The sequence below is a fragment of the Caloramator sp. ALD01 genome (assembly GCF_000472625.1).
In the GTDB taxonomy this organism is placed as follows: Bacteria; Bacillota; Clostridia; order Clostridiales; family Caloramatoraceae; genus Thermobrachium; species Thermobrachium proteoclasticum.
The window spans coordinates 1-20,506 of sequence record NZ_AXAA01000034.1; the positions used below are offsets into that span (position 1 = coordinate 1).

Sequence of the window (20,506 nt, forward strand, 5' to 3'; positions counted from 1 at the left end):
TTCATTTCGCCAAGCAATTCTAAGCTTTTCTTTGTTTGAAAAAGTCCTACCCTCGCGATGCCATCGTCCTGATGGCCGCTCGGCTCGGCACGTCCTGTGCCGAATTACGGACTTTTTCAAAGTCGAAAGCTAAGAATTGCTAAAGCTCATGAAAGAGCCTTCTGAAATCCTTTCATGGGGCTTTTTTCAAAAATTAGCTAACAAGTACGTTTGTCAACAATCTTGAGGCTTCCTAAGATATTCTGTAACCTTATCCTTGTTTCTGGAAGCTCCTCCTTTTTATCTTACCCCAACTGTGCTTCATCTTCCTAAATTTTATTATACCTTCAATTCTGTAGAAGGTTGTAAGTTGCCTGTAACCGAAGTTTTCAAGAATACCATATAGGCTAAGTTTAATCAGCTGTTTTAAGGTTGGATATTTGTTGAAGGTATATTCCTCAAGAAGTATTGCACCAAGTGAAAGAAGTATTCCATATAAAATGGATGCTGCAAAAAATAGAAGAAAATACTTTAAATTTAAAAGCCCAAATATATAGGCAAGAGGTATCATAACATATCCTATTATCTCGATTATTGGCCCTATCATTTCAAATAGCCAAAAATAAGGAACTGCTATAAGCCCAATTTGTTTGTATCTTGGATTAAAAAACATCCTTTTATGTTTAAAAAGGCTGTCCATAAGCCCTATTTGCCATCTTCTTCTCTGGGACCTTAAATCCTTTAATGTTTCTGGAGCTTGAGTCCAGCAAACAGGATCTGGTACAAACTTTATCCTATAGGGGATTTTATTTCTCAGGAAATATTCGTGCATCTTAACTATAAGCTCCATATCCTCACCAATTGTATTCTTTGCATATCCGCCAACTTCTATTGCAGCCTCCTTTTTAAAGGCTCCGAAGGCACCAGATACTATAAGCAAAGAATTTAAGGCATCCCATCCTACTCTTCCTGTTAAAAAGGCCCTTAGATATTCTACTATTTGAAACATAGCAACACTGCTCTTTGGAAGTCCTATCTCAACCACTCTTCCTCTTGTAATAATCGAACCATTTGCTATTCTAACAATCCCACCTACAGCAACTGTCTTTTTATCCTCTATAAATGGCATAACTACTCTAACTAATGAGTCGCTCTCAAGTATTGAGTCTGCATCTATTGATGTTATTATAGGATAGTTTGATATATTTATACCTGCATTTAATGCATCGGCCTTTCCACCATTTTCTTTGTCTACTAATATAAGGTTTGGCATGTCTATATTTTTATAAATGCCCTTTATTTTACTGGTTTTAAGCCTATACCTTACCGGTTGATTTACCTCTTTTAAATCAAATTCTTGTATAACCTTGTTTAATGTATTATCCTTTGAGCCATCATTTATAACTATTACCTCAAACTTAGGATAGTTTAATGAAATAAGAGACTTTATGTTTTCAACTATAGTTTCCTCCTCGTTATAGGCAGGAACTAAAATAGAAATTGGTATCATATTATCTGAAGTTATATATTTTTTATAGTCTGAATACCTTATCTTTCTTACATAGTCGCTTAAATTAAAGGCTGCAAGAATAAGCTGTATAAAATATATGAAATTTATTACTAATACATAATAGATAATAAAGTAATTGAAGTTAATTACTATCGATTTTAATAGTGGTGTATTCATAAATCTCACCTATCTTTTTCTTCTATATATTTTTTAATAGCTTCACTTAGCTTGGGTGTTCTGCTACTGTACATATCATATTCAAGTACCTTATCCCATCCATAGCTTGTCTCAAGAACTGAAACAACTATATCCTTTGCAAATCTATCTTCTCCATCTAAAACGTCATATACAAGTTCAATTCCGCCCTCAATTGAAATAAGGGAGTTTGCTGCATTATATCTAACATACCATTCTTTATCAGACAATGCCTTAACAAGAGGTATGAGTGCTCTATTATCCTGAAGTTGTCCTAAAACCTTTGCTGCAATTGCTCTAACTTCCCAAGATTCATCATTTAAAAGCTCTATTATCTGAATTACGTATCTATTATCCCCCATATTTCCTAAGGCCTTTAATGCCGCAATCTTTTTTTCCTTATTTTCATCGGCTAAAAAGATGGCTATTTCGTCTGCTAAAATTGTATTTTTATAGTTTCCAGCTGATTTTATGAATATTGATGATATAAACTCATCTTCTAAATACATAAGATTTCTATATACGTATATTTTATCTCCCTCGAAGCTATCTGCTATCTCAACTAAGCTTCTCTCACTTAAGGGAATTGTTTTTGACAGCCTTTTAAAAGCTTCAATGAAGGCCTCCTCATCACCTATTTTTGCAAGGGCCATCAAAACATTATATTTAACCTCCACTACTTCAATGTCTATTAAATCTAATAGGCTACCTAATGCCTTTTTACTTCTTATTTCACCTAAGTTTTTGCAGGCAAGGGCAACCTTATGCATATCTTTACTCTTTAGCTTTTCTAATTCATAATCCACAAGCCCTATATCCTCTGCAAGCTTTGTTAGATTATTTGAAATACTTCCCCTTAGGTTTTCAAAATACAATAAAAATCTCTCTTCTATTATTTCCCTCTTTATTCTATCCTTTATAAATCCTTTTAAAACCTTAAGCTGTACATTGGTAACCTCATACTCATCAAGTCTTGAGGCTATATCATCAAGATACCCTGAAACATCCTTATAAACCCTTCTTTTTTTTCTGTTTATATAATCCTCATATAGTTTTTCTGTAATAAGATAGGCATAAAGAAGAATTATAATAACTGAAAAAATAAGGATAGAATATAAAACAATAAGTTCCATACAAATCACCACTAATCTAATAACTTTTTAATTCGGCTATCAAGCTCAACAGGTGAAAATGGTTTAACAACATAATCATCTGCACCCAAATCAAGCGTTCTTTTTATATAATCTTCATTCTTTTGGGATGATAAAACAATTATTGGAATATCCCTATTATTTTCTCTTATTTTTTTTATCAATTCATCTCCATTCATAAGCTTTAAATAGTAATCAGTAACTACCAAATCTATATCATTTTCTTTTAGTATTTCTAATGCTTCAAGTCCATCCGATGCTGTAAATACATTATAGCCTTTATTTTTGTATCTGGATTTTAGAATAGATAAAATTATCCTATCATCATCAACAAATAGAATGTTTATCATATTATTTTGTTTAGCAGAATCTACATCAACAACAACCCTTCCTCTACCTTCCATTTTAGCAACTGCAAGTGCTCCCCTTGCCCTTACTAAAATATCCTTATACTCTGGATTATCCTTTGTTATTGAGGAGATTCCTGCTGAAAAGCTAACATTTTGCTGAATTTCCTCCCCATACTGCTTTGCAAAGCTCAAAACCTGTTCTGCAACATTTTTAACCCACTTTATGTCTCTATCGTAGAATATGAAGGCAAATTCATCTCCCGACATTCTGTAGGATATATCTACCTTTGTTGTATATTTTTTGAACTCAGATACAACTTTATTTATAATTCTATTACCAAAGGATAAACCTAATTTTTTATTTATCTCTCCCATAAAGTCAAAGTCTATTAAAAGAAGTGTTCCGTCCTTTTCTTCCCTCTGGGCCTTAATCAAAAGTGAAGATGCAAGGATTTCCCCCTGTTTTCTTGTGTATAAGCCTGTTGCAATGTCATAAACTGTATTCTTTAGGCATTTTGAACTCATATTTACTATGTTTAAAAGCTTTAAATAAACTTCCTCTACATTAAAGTTGTAATTAATGTAATCAATAACACCTAACTTTAAACATTCAAGCTTAGTATTATAATCCTCATCTGATATTACAATGATAGGTATCTGTTCTAAAATCTTTTCTTCCCTTATGCTTTTTAATATAGTTACTGCATTTATATTTTTGTTGTTTTGGATTATAACAGCATTAGGATTATACGCAAAGATTGCATCTACTGCATCTCCTCTTGAAATGATTACTTCAACATTGTTGTCCTTTAACTTTACTATAAGCTCATTTAATGCATCATCACTATCTGGGAAAATTAATATCCTGCTTTTTTCTGCAATTTTTTGTTCTATTATCTGCTTAATCTTTACTAATTTTTCAATATATTTTTCTCTATCTTCATTTTTATCTTCTTGTAACATCTTTTCAATTCCTTCAAGTTCAAAGACAATATCTTCAATATTATTTTCAGTTGAAATAGTATATAACTTCCTTAGAACTACTTTAACTACATTAAAATAGGAAGTATCTTTATTTTTAACTTCAAGCAGGTCATTTATTGTATTTAGTATGTCCTGTATTATTAAATCGATATGTGCCATATCACTCACCTCCTATAGTTTTAAAGGCCTCCTTTAATATAAAGTAGGACTTTTTTAGTCTTTCGTGATACTTTGGCATATCCCAAGTCTGCCAAGTATATTGTTTCATTGGTGTATATATGTCTTCATCATTTTTTCTTAAAATAATACCTACATAAAATCCTTCTGTTTTTATAGGTTTTATTCCTTTGTTTAGATATAAATCATCCATTACCATTTTAGTTGATGGATCCATAACATTTAATAATTGCCAAGGTATTCTAATCTCTATTACATCTCCCTTTATGAAGTAATCAGCAAGGGAATTAAACTCCACCTTATTGGGGTTTGCCACTCCAAAAATAAGCTTTCCTGTTTCGAACTTCTGTAATGGAAGCTCCCTCTTGTCTTCTGGAAGAACAAGAGGCCTATTTAGACAAAGATATATATTGTTAAAAGTTCCACTATCCTTTACTTCAAAATTTGAGTTTTCCTTTTCCATTTTTAATCTTTTACTATATTCAAAATAAAAATGGTCATAGTAGGCATCTACCATAATTCTTGAATCTTCTTTTCCTCTTATTTTAATAACAAAATCCACGGGCCTTTCAAAATTTAATCCTTCATCTGAAAATTTAGTATTGCCTTGGTTTTCTTTTATATCTATGGGTATATATAATGTATCCTTTTCTAAATCAAAATCTTTTACATTAATCTTAAAATACACATATCCTTCATCGGAATTTACACTTAAACTTATGTTATTTTGCTGTATTAATGGAGCTACTTCCCACTCCGAATCTTCTCCATCAACATAACATACACTTTTTCCCTCTCCTGGTTCAAAGGTTAAAAGTCCAAACATCTGCTCATTTGTTTGTACATTCTTCCAATAGGGCCTTCTGTCTGGCAAATCTAAATCCATTGTATTCCAAGTTCTTTTGAACCACTCATCCTGCCAAGTAAATACAAGACCTCCTGCATAACCTTCTTTGTATATATCCTCAAGCATACTAACAAGATACTCACCCTGTTTCTTCTCCTCAACAAAACCTTGATTATATCCTGTATGGATATTTATATGGGCCATTCCCCTTGAGGATGGTATTCCAAATTCTGCAACTAAAACAGGCATTGTATGTTCCTTTCTTAAATCCTTCAGATATGCTCTATATGGATTTATTTTACCCCTTTCATCTATATATGTTGAATATCTTTTATCATAGCTCATAAAATCAGGATAGTATGGGTATATATGATATGATGCAAACAGCCCTGGTTTGAAGGTATTTTTACTTTTAATATGCTCTGGGTTTACTGTTACCATATCCTCCTTCTCTAAGGGTTCGTTTGGATGCTCAAGCATATCCGTTGTAACCCAGTTTGATAATGCAACAGGTCTTTGCATCCCATACTTTTCAGTTTCATATTTAATCGCTTCATCTGCAAACTCACATAGAAAAACCTCAAAGGGTGATGCATTTTGGGTATATAGGTATTTGCCATCATAACTTAGCTTATCTTTATTTTTATTGTTTGTTTCAACAACAAACTCAGGATCCCATTCTATTCCAAGTATCCAGCCTATTACATACTTGGAGACATCCTTTGTATAATTCCCATAGGCGTGTCCCTTTTCCTTTTCTATGCTTATATTACCGTGTATTATATCTATTAACTTTTTTGTTTCCTCTATTGCAGCCTCTTTTATCTTTGGATTATGGGCATCTTTGTATTTTAATATATCCTCTTCATTAATCCAGACACCTTGAAAAAGGTAAATAGGTTTTTCTGCCTTTTTATTATATTCATATAAAGCTTCATAAAACTCTGGCATAAGTCTTGTATAAACCCTTATTGTATTTGCATTCATATCCTGAATATATTTAAACCATCTTAGATAGTCTTCCTTTGTTATGCCAAATTCTCCTGGAAAGAAACCTGGTTTTGATGCACCTATATTTACTCCCTTTATAAATATCCTTTTAAATTTTTTATCTTCGTATATGTAAAAATACTTTTCATCAACCTTGGATATATATTTTATATTTCCATCTTTATAAATTGAATCTACACTCCTTTTATATTTTATTGCCTTGTTAACTGGATAGATTAATAGTAATATTAATATAATAAATACAAAATACCTCTTTATGTTCAAAAATATTCCCCCTTGATGCTATATCTTACATATATTCTACAACAATTTACACATTTTTTCTATTATATAATTTAAATATTCAAATTTTTATTGTATAATATTTGTAATCAAATTTATTGGAGGGTATGGAATGGGAAAAGCTTCAGATTTAGAAAATCTTTTAGATAAGATAGAATTTTTTACTAACATATATGATGCAATAAGAATAATTGAGCCTATTAAAAAGAAGGTTTACTACTTTTTTTCTAAAGATAATGAATCCTTTGAGGAAGAAGGTTCCTGCTACGATTTTTGGAACCAAAATAAAATGTGCTCTAACTGTGTATCTATGCGAGCATATAATAAAGATGAAACATTTATTAAAATTGAGTATAATGGAGAAAAAATTTATATAATAACTGCCACCGCCATTGTTACAGATGCTGGAAAAGTCGTTGTGGAGTTTTTAAAGGATGCAACAGATACAAGTATCATTGAGGATATAGATGGCTTAAGCAGTACAGAAATCTATTCAAAAATAAATAGTCTTAATGAGCTTATAGTTAAAGATGCTCTAACTAATGTTTACAATAGGAGATTTATAGAGGACAGGCTCCCTGTTGATATCTTAAAATCAACCTCCGACAATCTTCCTATGTCAATCATTATGTGCGATATTGATTTCTTTAAAAAGGTAAATGACGCCTACGGTCATTTAGCAGGTGATGAAGTTTTAAAGCAATTTGCCTCTATTCTCCAACAAAGTATAAGAAAAAATGATTGGGTTGCAAGGTACGGTGGAGAGGAATTTTTAGTTGTATTAAATGGTGCTGATAAAGATAAAGCTGTTGAAATTGCTGAAAGAATAAGAAAAAAAGTAGAAGAGGCTGTTATTGAATATAATGACTTTAATATAAAAATAACCTCAAGTTTTGGAGTATATGAAGTTTCAGGAGAAAGTAACTACATAGATGTAATTGAAAAGGCTGATAAAAATCTTTATACTGCAAAAAATACAGGAAGAAATAAGGTTGTGGCATAGCCACAACCTTGTTTTATAGTATCATATTAAATAAATATCCTGTAAATACAATTCCTATACCAACTATAGCTATAAATATAGCAAGTAATTTTGGTTTTAAAACTCTTCTTAAAAGAATCATTTCTGGAACAGATAGTGCTGTTACTGCCATCATAAATGAAAGCGCTGTTCCCATTGCAACTCCTGCACGAGTTAATTCACTAACTAGTGGAATTACGCCTGCCGCATTTGAATATAGTGGAATACCAAACGCAACTCCTACAAATACTGCAAATGGATTATCTTTACCTGCATATTTTGCTAGTGCACCTGTAGGTATCCATCCATGCATGAAACCACCTATTGCTATACCTATTAATACATATAAATAAATCTTCTTTATTAAGTCTTTAGTAAATTCCCATGAATCTCTTAATCTTTCATTTAATGTTGGATTTGGTATTTCAACATCATCTGCGTTTACTTTTATTTCATATACATAGTCTTCAACATATTTTTCTAATCCAAGTTTTCCTATTATAATACCACTTACTATAGCAATAATCTCACCTGAAATTATATAAATAAGTGCTACCCTTAATCCAAAAAGACCATATAATAGTCCAAGTGCAACTTCATTTACCATTGGTGCTGCAATTAAATAAGAGAATGTAACTCCTAATGGAACTCCTGCTTCAACAAAACCTATAAATAATGGTACTGCAGAACATGAGCAAAATGGAGTAACAATTCCAAGTAATGCAGCAAGAATATGTCCTATGAATGTACTGCCCTTCTTTTCTGCAAGTATTTTTCTTGTCTTCTCTGGTGGGAAAAAGCTTCTGATAAATGTTATTGCATATATTATCATAAGAAGCAATATAAATATTTTTATTGTGTCAAACACAAAGAAGTTTAATGCGTCACCTAATTTAGACGCCTTAGCTATCTTAAGCAGATCATATACAAACCAATCTGCAAATTTTTGCACCCAAGTAAACATATAATTACCTCCTTTTTATATATTAGCATTTTCTAATTTAATAATAAAACAAAAATATATTTTTGTCAATTGCTAATAAAAATATATTTATATTTTTTTATATGTTTTATTAGCATAAATTTAGGGGGCAGTAATCCCCCTAATTAATATCAAAAACTGTTATAAAATCATCTAAACTAATCCCCATAAAGTATTTATTGAAATCCAAAGAATTTAGCCTATTTTTAATTTCTGACTTTTTATATATGCATCCCTTTAACACATCTTCTATTTCTTTTATATCTCCTATACTAAAAAAATCCCCATATATTTTAACATTATTTATTATTGAATTTTCTACCTGTAAATATACCTCAATCAGTCCTTGGGGAAATCTTTTTATATTTCGATATTTAAATTTAGGTGATATCCCAAAATTCCATTCAAATTTGGAATACTTATTATCTGCTAGTTTTTGTATTTCTGAAATATCTTTTTTTGTTAATTTGTATTCTTTTATATCCATATTACTTGATATATATCTGCTAAATTGTTCTATAAATTCTTCTACTGTTAATCTCTCTTTTAAATTATCACATATATTAGTTACTCTTTTTTCTACAGATTTTACTGCCTTTGTTTCATATTTTTCCTTTGCAACATTTAATGCCCCTGAAATATTTTTAATATCAGAGGAATATAGTAAAGTTCCATGGTGTAATATCCTTCCCTTTAAAATAGTCTGTGCATTACCAGATATTTTTTTATCATCAATTACTATATCATTTCTTCCTGATACTTTTGCATCTATATCAAGTGTTTTTAAGAAATTAACTATCGGCTCTAAAAAATCATTAAAGCTAAAATGATGTGCATCTGAATTTTTTATAAAAGTAAAATTAATGTTTCCTTTATCATGGTAGACTGCACCACCACCTGTTAATCTTCTTACAACCTTTATTCCATTTTCAAAAACATAATCTGAATTTATTTCAGAATAAGTATTTTGATTTTTACCAACTACTATGCAATTATCATTTCTCCATACTATAAAAAATTCATCTTTGAAATTTGTTAAAAAATATTCTTCTAATGCTAAATTAAAATATGGATCTAAACTTCTATTATATAAATAATACACTATTTTTCCCTCCATTATTTACAGCCACAACAGCAACATCCACCTGAACCTTCACCGCTATTTTTAAGTTCTTCTTCAACCTGTTTTGTTAATATATCGCTTGAGATTTTATCCATCTCTTTACATATTTCTTGCGCTACTTTATCTACTAGCTCCATATAATCGCTTGGTAATTCCCTTAATGAAACCAACTCTTCTAATGCTCTCTCTTTTCCTATAATTTCATCAACTTTAACAACAGCATTAACCTTTCCACTATATTTCTCTGTTGCTCTCATTGCACAAAGCTTTGAACATCCATCAACCGCAACTGTAGGGTATACTTTAGCAAAATTTCTCTCTTCCTCACCACCTGCTATAAAAAGAGGAAGGCAAATTGTAACAGCTTCACCTAGTCTTAAATCCTCTAATACCTTTCTTGTAGCAAGTCTTGAAATGGTTCCTCCTAAGCATTCTTCACCACTACATGAAACAACTCCTATTTTTATATCACTCATTTATTTTCCCTCCATTTCATCAATAATAGATGTAATTTTTTCCGCTATAGCATCAACTACTTGCCATCCCTCTTCATTTAAATAAGTAGCTGTTCCAGGCTTCATTGCTCTCATTTGTTTTGCAAACTCTGTTGATTTTAATTCTTCCACAACCTCTGCCCCAGCCTCTTTGGCATTTTTAGCTGCACACATTTTAGGACACCCATCAATTGTAATGCATTTTTTTCCATTCATATAATCTCTTATTTCATCATCACCAGTTACTATATATGCTAAACATTTTGTTTCTGCCTCATCTTTTTTTAGCTCATTAACAACCTTATATGCTGCTTCTCTCGCTAAAAGCCCATAAACCTTACCCATTCCACTACATGGTATTACAACAACCTTAGACATGAAACTCATCCACCTTTCTTTTCATTTTTTCAAAATACTCATCAAACTCTAATAAAAGCATTTTATCAGACTCAAAATCTTTAAGTTCAATCTCTGCAATCCAACCCTTTTCAAATGGGTTTTCATTTATATATTCTGGATTTGAAAGCAATGCTTCATTTACCCTTATGACCTTACCACTAACTGGTGATATAACTTCAAAAACAGCTTTACCTGATTCAATAGTTCCTACCTCATCAAATTGTTCAACTTCACTTCCTACGTTAGGTGGTGTAAAAAACATTATGTCTGATAAGCTTTGTTGAACATAATCTGTAACTCCAATTCTAGCTAAATTACCTTGGACATATACCCAAACATCATTTTCATTGAAATAAAAGCCATCTTTTGGGAGCCTAAATATAAATTTATCCTTCTTATATATTTCATAGTCTAATACCTTTGGAAATGATATGGAAGAATTTTCTTCATTAGACTCATCTTTTTTAAATATGTCTTCTAAAATAACATCAATTAGCTTTTTTTCATTTTCACCTATTTCAAGCTTACTTTGAATATCTATTCCAAATTGTTTTGAAACCTCAGTTATGTTTATCTTTCTACTAACTTTTAGGTTTTTCTCTGATGCCAATTTAGTGGCACATCTTGTATTGCATCCATCTATTACAATAAGCTCATTTTCACTTGCTATTTTATTGTATCTTGCATCAGCTACCCTAAAAAGTACGGGACATATAATTTCTGCATTCTGCTCTTCTTGAAGTTTTATTGCTATCTCTCTAGAAACACATCCAGCACATTTATCTAAACCATTACATGGAAGAACAGCTATTTTTTTATCCATTTTACTCCATCTCCATTCTCAATTGCTTTATTTTATTTGTTACCTCAGCTTTATTAGGAAAGCTTATTGCATCAACGCCACAAGTTTTTCCGCATGCACGACAAAATACAACGCAATTGTTTGGGTTTTTCACTATTAATTTTTTCTCTTCATTTTCCCTTACTTCATATACATCATGTGGACAAAACTTTACACACTCCATACAATAATTGCACTTATCATAGTCTATTCTTGGGCTCCAATCTATTTTTTCTCTTGGAACACCCATAAAAGTTGATTCACTCATATTTAAGCCTCCTCAAATCCTAAATCACTCAATGCTTTTTTAACAACCTCAATTGCCTTCTCATTTGTCATATCTCTAATATCTAACATTACAGCATCCTTTTCTATATCTAATCCTGCATCTAAAAATGCTTGTTTAAACATTTTTCTTTGCATGTTTGGAGCACAAGCACCTATAATTAACTTCCTATGTGCCTTCAAAAAGTCAGCTAAGAATCTGTCCCCATCTTCTTCACAAAGCTGTGGATGGATAAATCCATACTCAACAGGTAACTCTACCCTAACTTGGTTAATAAAATCCCATATGTCCATTGCCTGAAAGCCTGGACACTTTCCTGTACAAACACACATAATAAATCCTGGCAACTGTCTTTCACTCATTTTAAATCCTCCTTATTTTTATTTATGAACTGACATACCACACGCATCGCCACAGGCTTCAAATATGGCCTCTGATAAAGTTGGATGTGGATGAATCATTGTAGATAATATATTTACATCAGCCTTTAATGTTATGGCTAATGTCAGTTCCGAAATCATCTCTGATGCACTTTCCCCTAATATTTGTGCACCCAAAACAATGTTAGTATTTTTATCAACAACAATTTTTACAAACCCATCTCTATTTCCTAAAGTAAGTGCTCTACCATTATTTCTAAAATAATATTTTCCTATTTTGACTTCATAGCCTTTACCAATCGCTTCAGTCTCTGTCATACCAACTGTTGCAACCTCTGGTTCTGTATATATACAATTTGGAACAGCATTATAGTTTAATTTTGATTTAATACCTAATGCATTCTCTATTGCACATCTTCCTTCTGCAAAGCTTAAATGAGCAAGTTGTTTCCCACCAATAACATCTCCTGCTGCATATATATTTTCTATATTTGTTTTAAATTCCTCATTAACCACTAAAGCTCCATTTTTAATATCTAAACCTATATCTATCATATCTTGTGAAATATTAGGCCTTCTTCCACAGGCTAAAAGAACATTATCAGCAACTATACTGTTTTCTTTTCCATTTTGTTCAAAAATCACTTCAAGCTTGTCATTTATTTTGTTTATGCGTATAACTTTAGAATTAAATTTTAAATTTATTCCCTTTCTTTTCATTATTTTTAAAAGTTCATTATCTATTTCTTCATCTGTAAAATATAATTTATCTCTAACTTCAATTACAGTTACCTTTGAAAATGCTGAGTACATCTCTGCAAATTCAAGTCCAATAACACCTGCTCCAATAATCACTAAATGTTCTGGAATTGTCTTTAATTCCAAAAAATCATCGCTAACTAATACGCCTTCGTTTGTTATACCTTGAATATTTGGGATAATTGGTGATGCTCCTGTTGAGATGATTAATTTATTAAACTGAATTAATTTTGGTTCATCCTTTGACTCGACTATTATCTGATTTTTACTCTTTAATATTCCTCTTCCTTTGATAAGTTCTATTTTATTTGAATTGATTAGACTTGATAAACCGATATTTAGTGCTTTTACTACTCTATTTTTTCTATCTACTGCTGTTTCTAAGTTTATTTTTTTTATATCTATATCTATACCAAATTCTTTTGCTCTTTTTAATTCTTTAATTATTCCAGAAGATTTTAAAAGGGCTTTTGTGGGTATGCATCCTTTATTTAGGCATACCCCACCAATTTCCTTATCTTCTATTAACGTAATTTTTGCACCTAATTTAGCACCATAGATAGCTGCATAATAACCTGCTGGTCCTCCTCCTAAAATTACATAGTCCCTATAAATCATTTCCATTTAAACCCCTCCCCATTAAAGCTTTTCAGCATTTTTATATATTTCCTCAATTTCCCCTTTACTTATTATTTTAGATAAAATAAATGCTATAATTATTATCCCTGGTATATCAATAAGTAGCCTTGTTAGAGCAAACTTTGTTCCAAGTGACGATAATTCAAATAAGAACATAGGTATTTTTGTTGTTGACCAAGCTCCAATAAAAATTAATATATTGGTAAACTTAACTCCCTTTTTCATAAACACAGCTGCTATAGGAAATGCTCCATAAAGAGGGCCTGCTGCTGCCGAACCTAAAAATATCGCAAGAAGGATTCCTTTTATTCCAGAACCTTCACCCATAAGTCCTATCATTGTTTCCCTTGGAACCCAGATATCAAGTAGTCCTAATAAAACAAATATTGGTGGTATAACTAATAACATCTCTTTAAAACTATACCCTACTATTCCTAAAGCCTTTACACCTAATTTAAAATTAACAACCATAAGTATTAAAAGTGCAACAACAGTAATAATAAAAAATCTATATCTTTTTATAAATTTACTCATATCACATCACAACCTTTCCAATGATAAAGGCAACTAAGAATGAAAATAAAAAGGCTAAAACATTTCTTGATATTGTTATTTTTTTACCAAAATATTTTGTTTCAACAGGCAAAGTAACAATACCAACCATCATAAGTGTTGAAATAAAAGCTGCTATTTGTGTATAACCTGCACCTGATTTTAATAAAAGTGCTGCTGTTGGAAATGCAACAAATCCAGGTATCAAAGTTATTGAGCCTATGATTGCAGAAATTATTACGCCAAACAGCCCAGATTCTTTTCCTATTACCATTGATATAACCTCAGGATTTAATACAGAGAGTAGTATTCCAACTAACATTATTACCCCTAAAAACTCAGGCAAGATATTTTCAAATGATTTCCAAGCCTTTTTCAATGCCATTTTTGTTTTTTTCTTGTCATTTTTATACGAAGTAAGTAATAGGACAATAGTAATTCCATATAAGCTATATGTCCACATTTCATCACATCCTTATTCTAAATGAATATTTGATTATTTAATTAAATTATAATATAGTTAATTCTCCTTTTCAATATTAAATTATAAATTTTTAAAATTTTTTATTCAGCTATTTATTTTCAATAAACAATTATATTCCACATTGAATTTGTTTGAAAATTATGATAAAATGTTTTAAAACTAATGGAGGTGGGGTTTATGAAATCTCTTAAAGGAACAAAAACCGCAGAAAATCTTATGAAGGCCTTTGCCGGAGAATCACAGGCAAGAAACAGATATACATACTATGCATCTGTTGCTAAAAAGGAAGGATATGTTCAAATATCAAACATATTTATGGAAACAGCAGAAAATGAAAAGGAACACGCTAAAAGATTTTTTAAATTCCTAAATACAAGCCTTGAGGGAGAAACCGTTGAAATAAATGCAGGCTATCCTGTTGGACTTTCTGATACAAAGGCAAATTTAAAGTATGCTGCAAATGGTGAAAATGAAGAATGGTCAGAACTTTATCCTGAGTTTGCAAGAGTTGCTGACGAAGAAGGCTTCCCAGAGGTTGCAACTGTTTTTAGAAAAATAGCCGAAGTTGAAAAGCACCACGAAGAAAGATATAGAAAGCTACTTTCCAATTTAGAAAATGGAGAAGTATTTAAGAAGTCTCAACCTGTTAAATGGAAATGCCTAAACTGTGGATATATACACGAAGGAGAAGAGGCACCAGATGCTTGTCCTGCTTGTGCACATCCACAAGGCTACTTTGAGGTTTTAGCAGATAATTTTTAAGGCAGAGGATAAATACTCTGCCTTTTACCTTATATATATTGATTTTTCTTTATTTATGTTATAAAATATTACTAACTCATAAGTTACTAACTCTAAAGTTAGTAACTTATGAGTTAGTAACTTATGAGTTAGTAGGTGGTATCTATGTTCATAGGTCGTGAATTTGAATTATCTACATTAGATAATCTATACAATGAAGATACTTTCCATTTTGTTGTAATGTATGGAAGACGTAGAGTTGGCAAGACTACTCTCTTAACTGAATTTTGCAAAAATAAACCATCTATATTTTTTGTTGCAGAAGAATATAATGATAAAATTGCTCTTGAATCATTTTCCGAAAAAATACTAACATATTTTGGTTTAAATGAAGTTATATCAAAATTTGACTCTTGGGAAAAAGCATTTTTATTCTTAGCTAAACAAGCTAAAGATAAAAGGCTGGTTTTAGTTATTGATGAATTCCCTTATATAGTTAATTCAAATAAAAGCATACCTTCCCTTCTTCAAAATTTAATAGATCACCACTTAAAAGACACTAAATTGTTCATAATTATTTGTGGTTCATCCATGAGTTTTATAGAAAAGGAAGTTTTAAGCCATAAAAGTCCTTTGTATGGAAGAAGAACTGCACAAATAATTGTGGAACCATTTGATTTTTTTGATAGCATAAAATTTTTCCCTAATTATAACTTTGAAGAACAAGTTTTAACATACGGTATATTAGATGGTATACCTCATTATCTATCTAATTTTAAAGACACCATACCTGTTCTTGAAAATGTAAAAAGAAAAATTTTAAATAAAACCTCCTATCTATATGAAGAACCTAAAATGCTATTAAAACAAGAAGTTAGAGAACCTGCTCTTTATAACTCTATTATCGAAGCAATTGCCAATGGTTCAAGTAAATTAAATGAAATATCTACTAAAATTGGAGTTGAGTCCGACAAATGCTCTAAGTATCTTTCAACTTTAATAGATTTAAGAATAATAGAAAAACTATCTCCAATCGAAATAAATGGTAGAAGCAGAAAAAGTATATATAGGATAAAAGATAATTTCTTTAAATTTTGGTTCAAATTTGTATTTGATAACAAAACTTTGATAGAACAAGATATGCTTGACATCGTTATTGAAGAAAAAATCAAACCTTATTTAAATGAATATTTAGGCCCAATATATGAAGAAATTTGCTTAAATTATTTAAAGACATTGAATAAGCAAAAGAAACTTCCATTTATATTTGAAAATATAGGAAAGTGGTGGGGCAATAACCCATCAAAGAAAAAAGAAGAAGAAATAGATATAGTTGCACTAAACAAAGATAATATTATATTTGGTGAATGCAAATGGAAAAATGAAAAAGTGGATATTACTATTTTAAATGGCCTTATAGAAAAAACAGCTATGTTTAATTTTGAAAAAAAATACTATTTACTATGCTCTAAGAGTGGTTTTACTGATAAAGTTATCCAGTATGCAAAGGACAATAAAAACTTAATATTAATTGAAGGTGTAAATCTATTAGAGTTTTAAGGAATTTTTATTTCCTTAAAACTCTTCTTTTTTTATTAACAAATCTATATTATAATATTGCTTGTTATGTGTGAAATTTAAAAGGAAAGGGAGCCAAAAATGAGTATTTTAACTGTTAAAAACTTAAGCCACGGTTTTGGAGACAGGGCAATATTTGAAGATGTATCATTTAGACTATTAAATGGTGAACACATTGGACTTATTGGTGCAAACGGAGAGGGAAAATCTACTTTTATGAATATTATTACAGGAAGATTAGAGCCTGATGAAGGAACTATTGAATGGGCAAAAAGAGCTCGTGTTGGATACCTTGACCAGCACACAGTTCTTCAAAAGGGACAAACTATTCGTGATGTATTAAAATCTGCCTTTAATTATCTATTTGAACTTGAAAGGGAATATAATGAGATATGTGAAAAACTTGCAGAAGTAAGTCCTGATGAAATGGAAAGTCTTCTTGAGGATATGGGAACTATTCAAGATATTTTAACCCATAACGACTTTTATATAATTGACGCAAAGGTTGAGGAAATTGCAAGGGGACTTGGACTTACTGATATTGGGCTTGATAGAGACGTTAATGATTTGAGTGGTGGACAAAGAACAAAGGTTTTACTTGCAAAACTTCTTCTTGAAAAGCCTGATATACTTCTGCTGGATGAGCCTACAAACTATCTTGATGAACAGCATATAGAGTGGCTAAAAAAATACCTTCAGGAATATGAAAATGCATTTATACTAATAAGCCACGATGTACCATTTTTAAATAGTGTTGTTAATCTTATATATCATATGGAAAACAAACAGCTAAATAGATATGTTGGAAACTACGACGATTTTGTTAGAGTATATGAGGCAAAAAAGCAGCAGCTTGAAGCTGCATATAAAAAGCAGCAGCAGGAAATAGCAGAACTTAAAGACTTCATAGCAAGAAACAAGGCAAGAGTTGCCACAAGAAATATGGCTATGTCAAGACAAAAGAAACTTGAAAAGATGGAGATAATAGAACTTGCCAAAGAAAAACCAAAACCTGAATTTAATTTTAAAGAGGCAAGAGCGTCTGGAAAAGTTCTATTTGAAACAAGGGATTTAGTAATAGGATACGATACTCCTCTTTCAAAGCCACTTAACCTTAGAATGGAAAGAGGACAAAAGATAGCATTAGTTGGAGCAAACGGACTTGGTAAAACAACTCTTTTAAAAAGTATATTAGGTGAAATTAGGCCTTTATCTGGTGAAGTTCAACTTGGGGATTATCTATATATTGGATATTTTGAACAGGAGATAAAGGAAAACAACTATAATACTTGTATAGATGAGGTATGGAATGAGTTTCCTTCATTTACGCAATACGAAATAAGAGCTGCCCTTGCTAAATGTGGGCTTACAACAAAACAGATTGAAAGCAAGGTCTGTGTTCTAAGTGGAGGGGAACAGGCTAAGGTAAGGCTGTGTAAGCTAATAAATAAAGAAACAAACTTCTTAGTTTTAGACGAGCCAACAAACCACTTAGATGTTGATGCTAAAGAAGAACTTAAACGTGCACTTAAGGAATATAAGGGAAGTATACTTTTAATATGCCACGAACCAGAGTTTTATCGAGATATTGTGACTGATGTTTGGAACTGTGAAACTTGGACAACTAAGATAGTGTAATGAATTGTTTAATTATTGATATTATGGATTTAATTTTTATAAACTAAAGGCTGTGATTCCCACTGCCTTTTTACAATATTTTAAAAATACCATCATTCACCTATGTGGCACTATAAAACTTCTTTTCTTTGTGACACATTTTTGCTATACTTAAATTAAAACTATTGGTAGTGGTGATATTATGATACAAAATATATCAAATACCTTTAATGCAAGTAGCTGTATGATGGCAAACATAATTAAATCAAATTCACCTGAATTAAAGCAGGTTGGAAGCATATTTTATCTTCAGCCTCAAGGAATACAATTTGTTGGTGTTACAGCCTATATTACTGAATATGTGAATATAGGTAGTAATGTTAATGCACTGGCTTAACTGATATTTAGTTTAATATTAATAAATAGTATATAAACTCCATCAATTACAAAAATATAATTGATGGAGTTATTTTATTCTTAAACTCTTAACATAAAACCTCATCCATAAAACAAATACTTGCTTTATTAGGCTGGACATATTAAATATTTTTGTTATTATATCTATATAAATTCTTATGTAAAGGAAGGTGTCTATGAAAAACAAAATTCGTTGGCTATATGTTATTTTAGGAATACTTATATTTATATGCCTTGGTACTGTTTATTCTTGGAGTATTTTTAAAAAACCCTTAGAGAAGGCTTTAGGCTTAAACTCAACCCAAAGCAGTCTACCTTTTATGACTTTTTTGGCATTTTATGCCTTCCTAATGCCTTTAGGTGGAAAGCTTATTTCTAAATATTCACCTAAAATTGTTTTAATTATAGGTAGCCTACTTGTTGGCCTTGGTTGGCTTGGTTCAGCCTATAGCAAAAATATATTTATGCTTACAGTTACATATGGAGTTATAGCAGGAAGTGGTGTTGGAATTGCATATGGTGTTCCAATAGGAGTTGTCTCAAAATGGTTTCCTGATAAAAAGGGACTATCACTTAGTATTCTTTTATCTGGTTTTGGAATGTCACCCTTTGTTACTGCCCCAATTGCCAAAAAGCTAATAGATATATATGGTGTATTTACAACCTTCAAGATATTGGGAATTATATTCTTAATAATATTGATAATTTTATCACTACCATTTAAATTCCCCAATGAAAATATAAACATTAATTCTGAAGGCTTTTATTCCTTATCTCCTAAGGAAATGCTAAAAAACTATAGATTTTATATTTTATGGATATGTTTTGCAATAGCAACTTTTGTGGGACTTATGATAATTGGTATTACTGGACCTATGGGGGAAGATGTAGTGGGTATTCCATCAACCACTATGGCCCTCTATGTTTCATTATTTTCTATTTTTAATGGTATAGGTAGACCATTATTTGGATATTTATCAGATAAACTTGGTGCTTCCAAAGTTATATTACTATCCTATACACTCATTTTCTTTGCTTCACTTTCAATACTATTTTTTAATAAAGGAAGCATATTGTTATTTGTCTTATCCTTTATAATATTTTGGATGAATTTTGGCGGATGGCTATCCATAGCACCAACTTTAACTTCTAAGTTTTTTGGTCCTAAATATTATAGTGAAAACTACGGAATTGTGTTTACTGCCTATGGAATCGGTGCTATACTTGGAAACTTAACCTCTGGACTTGCTAAAGACTTGTTTGGAAGTTATAGATTTGTATCATACCCAATACTAATTTTAATAATAATAGGAATAATTTTATCAAGATTTATAAACAAAACATCTAATGCATAACTTTCGTAATTAAATAAGCAAGTGGTATAACTCCCATACCACTTGCTTAATATTTTTGGTTCTATAATAAATGTTGGGGCGTAGCCCCAGCATATTTTTTTACAAAAAAAATATGCACCTGTTTTAGATGCCTGGTAAAATTAAATTAACTACAAAAATATTACCTGAAAGGAGGCATCCTACAAGTGCACACTAATAATTGTATCAAAAATTTACTTGGTTTTAAAGATGTTATTATAACAAAAGTACTTGATAATGTTTGCTATGAAATTTATTTAGAAATGAAAAAGAAGCCTCATACTTGTCCTCGTTGTAATTCTGAAACTCGTAGAGTTCACGACTATAGAATTCA

The 20,506-nt window shown here is 30.9% G+C and carries 20 protein-coding genes; 6 read left to right on the forward strand and 14 right to left on the reverse strand.

The window, feature by feature from the left end; all coding sequences use genetic code 11:
* Nucleotides 1–250: 250 nt before the first annotated feature.
* From A3M9_RS0110565 to A3M9_RS0110580, 4 genes are read right to left on the reverse strand one after another with little or no spacing between them, the layout of a single operon-like run.
* Entirely contained in the window at nt 251–1,666 is a 1,416-nt protein-coding gene (locus tag A3M9_RS0110565) for a glycosyltransferase (protein WP_035166439.1), read from the reverse strand.
* 5 nt (nt 1,667–1,671) lie between these two features.
* Nucleotides 1,672–2,817, reverse strand: a complete 1,146-nt coding sequence (locus tag A3M9_RS0110570; protein ID WP_027309194.1) for a HEAT repeat domain-containing protein — start codon at nt 2,815–2,817, stop codon at nt 1,672–1,674.
* Between the two features lie 11 nt (nt 2,818–2,828).
* On the reverse strand, nt 2,829–4,328 hold the full coding sequence (locus tag A3M9_RS0110575; RefSeq protein ID WP_027309195.1) for a response regulator: 1,500 nt from the start codon (nt 4,326–4,328) through the stop codon (nt 2,829–2,831).
* Between the two features lies 1 nt (nt 4,329).
* The gene (locus A3M9_RS0110580) at nt 4,330–6,468 is read right to left on the reverse strand and encodes a family 2 glycosyl transferase (RefSeq protein WP_242826204.1); all 2,139 of its coding nucleotides are present in this window, start codon (nt 6,466–6,468) and stop codon (nt 4,330–4,332) included.
* Between the two features lie 130 nt (nt 6,469–6,598).
* Here A3M9_RS0110580 and A3M9_RS0110585 point away from each other — a divergent pair, with 130 nt between their 5' ends.
* Nucleotides 6,599–7,489, forward strand: coding sequence for a GGDEF domain-containing protein (locus A3M9_RS0110585; RefSeq protein WP_027309197.1), 891 nt, complete (start codon nt 6,599–6,601; stop codon nt 7,487–7,489).
* Between the two features lie 13 nt (nt 7,490–7,502).
* Here A3M9_RS0110585 and A3M9_RS0110590 read toward each other — a convergent pair whose 3' ends face one another.
* The 10 genes from A3M9_RS0110590 to A3M9_RS0110635 all read right to left on the reverse strand — a co-directional run bounded on the left by A3M9_RS0110590 (nt 7,503) and on the right by A3M9_RS0110635 (nt 14,425).
* Nucleotides 7,503–8,471: a permease gene (locus A3M9_RS0110590; protein WP_027309198.1), complete on the reverse strand. Its 969-nt coding sequence runs from the start codon at nt 8,469–8,471 to the stop codon at nt 7,503–7,505.
* A 139-nt stretch (nt 8,472–8,610) separates the two neighbouring features.
* Nucleotides 8,611–9,591 carry a lipoate--protein ligase gene (locus A3M9_RS0110595; protein WP_027309199.1) on the reverse strand — a complete coding sequence of 327 codons (981 nt, stop codon included), beginning with the start codon at nt 9,589–9,591 and terminating at the stop codon, nt 8,611–8,613.
* 14 nt (nt 9,592–9,605) lie between these two features.
* Nucleotides 9,606–10,088, reverse strand: coding sequence for a putative zinc-binding protein (locus A3M9_RS13755; RefSeq protein WP_084424767.1), 483 nt, complete (start codon nt 10,086–10,088; stop codon nt 9,606–9,608).
* A complete protein-coding gene (locus A3M9_RS0110605; RefSeq protein ID WP_198011964.1) occupies nt 10,089–10,484 on the reverse strand; it encodes a putative zinc-binding protein in 396 nt (131 codons plus the stop codon).
* A complete protein-coding gene (gene gcvH, locus A3M9_RS0110610) occupies nt 10,477–11,328 on the reverse strand; it encodes a glycine cleavage system protein GcvH (RefSeq protein WP_027309201.1) in 852 nt (283 codons plus the stop codon). Before gcvH ends, A3M9_RS0110605 begins: the two co-directional genes overlap by 8 nt.
* 1 nt (nt 11,329) lies before the next feature.
* A complete protein-coding gene (locus A3M9_RS0110615) occupies nt 11,330–11,614 on the reverse strand; it encodes a ferredoxin family protein (RefSeq protein WP_027309202.1) in 285 nt (94 codons plus the stop codon).
* A 2-nt stretch (nt 11,615–11,616) separates the two neighbouring features.
* Nucleotides 11,617–11,994: a hypothetical protein gene (locus tag A3M9_RS0110620; protein WP_027309203.1), complete on the reverse strand. Its 378-nt coding sequence runs from the start codon at nt 11,992–11,994 to the stop codon at nt 11,617–11,619.
* Nucleotides 11,995–12,012: 18 nt separating this feature from the next.
* A complete protein-coding gene (gene lpdA / locus A3M9_RS0110625) occupies nt 12,013–13,395 on the reverse strand; it encodes a dihydrolipoyl dehydrogenase (RefSeq protein ID WP_027309204.1) in 1,383 nt (460 codons plus the stop codon).
* Between the two features lie 15 nt (nt 13,396–13,410).
* Nucleotides 13,411–13,944 carry a permease gene (locus tag A3M9_RS0110630; protein WP_027309205.1) on the reverse strand — a complete coding sequence of 178 codons (534 nt, stop codon included), beginning with the start codon at nt 13,942–13,944 and terminating at the stop codon, nt 13,411–13,413.
* A gap of 1 nt (nt 13,945) precedes the next feature.
* Nucleotides 13,946–14,425, reverse strand: a complete 480-nt coding sequence (locus A3M9_RS0110635) for a permease (protein ID WP_027309206.1) — start codon at nt 14,423–14,425, stop codon at nt 13,946–13,948.
* Between the two features lie 198 nt (nt 14,426–14,623).
* Between A3M9_RS0110635 and rbr the strand changes: the two genes are divergently transcribed.
* The 5 genes from rbr (at nt 14,624) to A3M9_RS0110660 (ending at nt 20,154) form a co-directional block, all read left to right on the forward strand.
* The gene (gene rbr / locus A3M9_RS0110640) at nt 14,624–15,208 is read left to right on the forward strand and encodes a rubrerythrin (protein ID WP_027309207.1); all 585 of its coding nucleotides are present in this window, start codon (nt 14,624–14,626) and stop codon (nt 15,206–15,208) included.
* A gap of 144 nt (nt 15,209–15,352) precedes the next feature.
* Entirely contained in the window at nt 15,353–16,747 is a 1,395-nt protein-coding gene (locus A3M9_RS0110645) for an ATP-binding protein (RefSeq protein ID WP_027309208.1), read from the forward strand.
* Nucleotides 16,748–16,846: 99 nt separating this feature from the next.
* Entirely contained in the window at nt 16,847–18,403 is a 1,557-nt protein-coding gene (locus tag A3M9_RS0110650) for an ABC-F family ATP-binding cassette domain-containing protein (protein WP_027309209.1), read from the forward strand.
* Between the two features lie 181 nt (nt 18,404–18,584).
* The gene (locus A3M9_RS0110655) at nt 18,585–18,779 is read left to right on the forward strand and encodes a hypothetical protein (protein WP_027309210.1); all 195 of its coding nucleotides are present in this window, start codon (nt 18,585–18,587) and stop codon (nt 18,777–18,779) included.
* 196 nt (nt 18,780–18,975) lie between these two features.
* The gene (locus tag A3M9_RS0110660; RefSeq protein ID WP_035166442.1) at nt 18,976–20,154 is read left to right on the forward strand and encodes an OFA family MFS transporter; all 1,179 of its coding nucleotides are present in this window, start codon (nt 18,976–18,978) and stop codon (nt 20,152–20,154) included.
* Nucleotides 20,155–20,506 lie beyond the last annotated feature (352 nt).

Bases quoted from the DNA above. Each gene is read 5' to 3' on its own strand.
- A3M9_RS0110650 (WP_027309209.1), top strand. From the start codon at position 16,847: ATGAGTATTTTAACTGTTAAAAACTTAAGCCACGGTTTTGGAGACAGG.
- rbr (WP_027309207.1), top strand. From the start codon at position 14,624: ATGAAATCTCTTAAAGGAACAAAAACCGCAGAAAATCTTATGAAGGCC.
- A3M9_RS0110655 (WP_027309210.1), top strand. From the start codon at position 18,585: ATGATACAAAATATATCAAATACCTTTAATGCAAGTAGCTGTATGATG.
- A3M9_RS0110565 (WP_035166439.1), bottom strand. From the start codon at position 1,666: ATGAATACACCACTATTAAAATCGATAGTAATTAACTTCAATTACTTT.
- lpdA (WP_027309204.1), bottom strand. From the start codon at position 13,395: ATGGAAATGATTTATAGGGACTATGTAATTTTAGGAGGAGGACCAGCA.
- A3M9_RS0110590 (WP_027309198.1), bottom strand. From the start codon at position 8,471: ATGTTTACTTGGGTGCAAAAATTTGCAGATTGGTTTGTATATGATCTG.
- A3M9_RS0110645 (WP_027309208.1), top strand. From the start codon at position 15,353: ATGTTCATAGGTCGTGAATTTGAATTATCTACATTAGATAATCTATAC.
- A3M9_RS13755 (WP_084424767.1), bottom strand. From the start codon at position 10,088: ATGAGTGATATAAAAATAGGAGTTGTTTCATGTAGTGGTGAAGAATGC.
- A3M9_RS0110575 (WP_027309195.1), bottom strand. From the start codon at position 4,328: ATGGCACATATCGATTTAATAATACAGGACATACTAAATACAATAAAT.
- A3M9_RS0110615 (WP_027309202.1), bottom strand. From the start codon at position 11,614: ATGAGTGAATCAACTTTTATGGGTGTTCCAAGAGAAAAAATAGATTGG.
- A3M9_RS0110635 (WP_027309206.1), bottom strand. From the start codon at position 14,425: ATGTGGACATATAGCTTATATGGAATTACTATTGTCCTATTACTTACT.
- A3M9_RS0110585 (WP_027309197.1), top strand. From the start codon at position 6,599: ATGGGAAAAGCTTCAGATTTAGAAAATCTTTTAGATAAGATAGAATTT.
- A3M9_RS0110620 (WP_027309203.1), bottom strand. From the start codon at position 11,994: ATGAGTGAAAGACAGTTGCCAGGATTTATTATGTGTGTTTGTACAGGA.
- gcvH (WP_027309201.1), bottom strand. From the start codon at position 11,328: ATGGATAAAAAAATAGCTGTTCTTCCATGTAATGGTTTAGATAAATGT.
- A3M9_RS0110570 (WP_027309194.1), bottom strand. From the start codon at position 2,817: ATGGAACTTATTGTTTTATATTCTATCCTTATTTTTTCAGTTATTATA.
- A3M9_RS0110630 (WP_027309205.1), bottom strand. From the start codon at position 13,944: ATGAGTAAATTTATAAAAAGATATAGATTTTTTATTATTACTGTTGTT.
- A3M9_RS0110605 (WP_198011964.1), bottom strand. From the start codon at position 10,484: ATGTCTAAGGTTGTTGTAATACCATGTAGTGGAATGGGTAAGGTTTAT.
- A3M9_RS0110660 (WP_035166442.1), top strand. From the start codon at position 18,976: ATGAAAAACAAAATTCGTTGGCTATATGTTATTTTAGGAATACTTATA.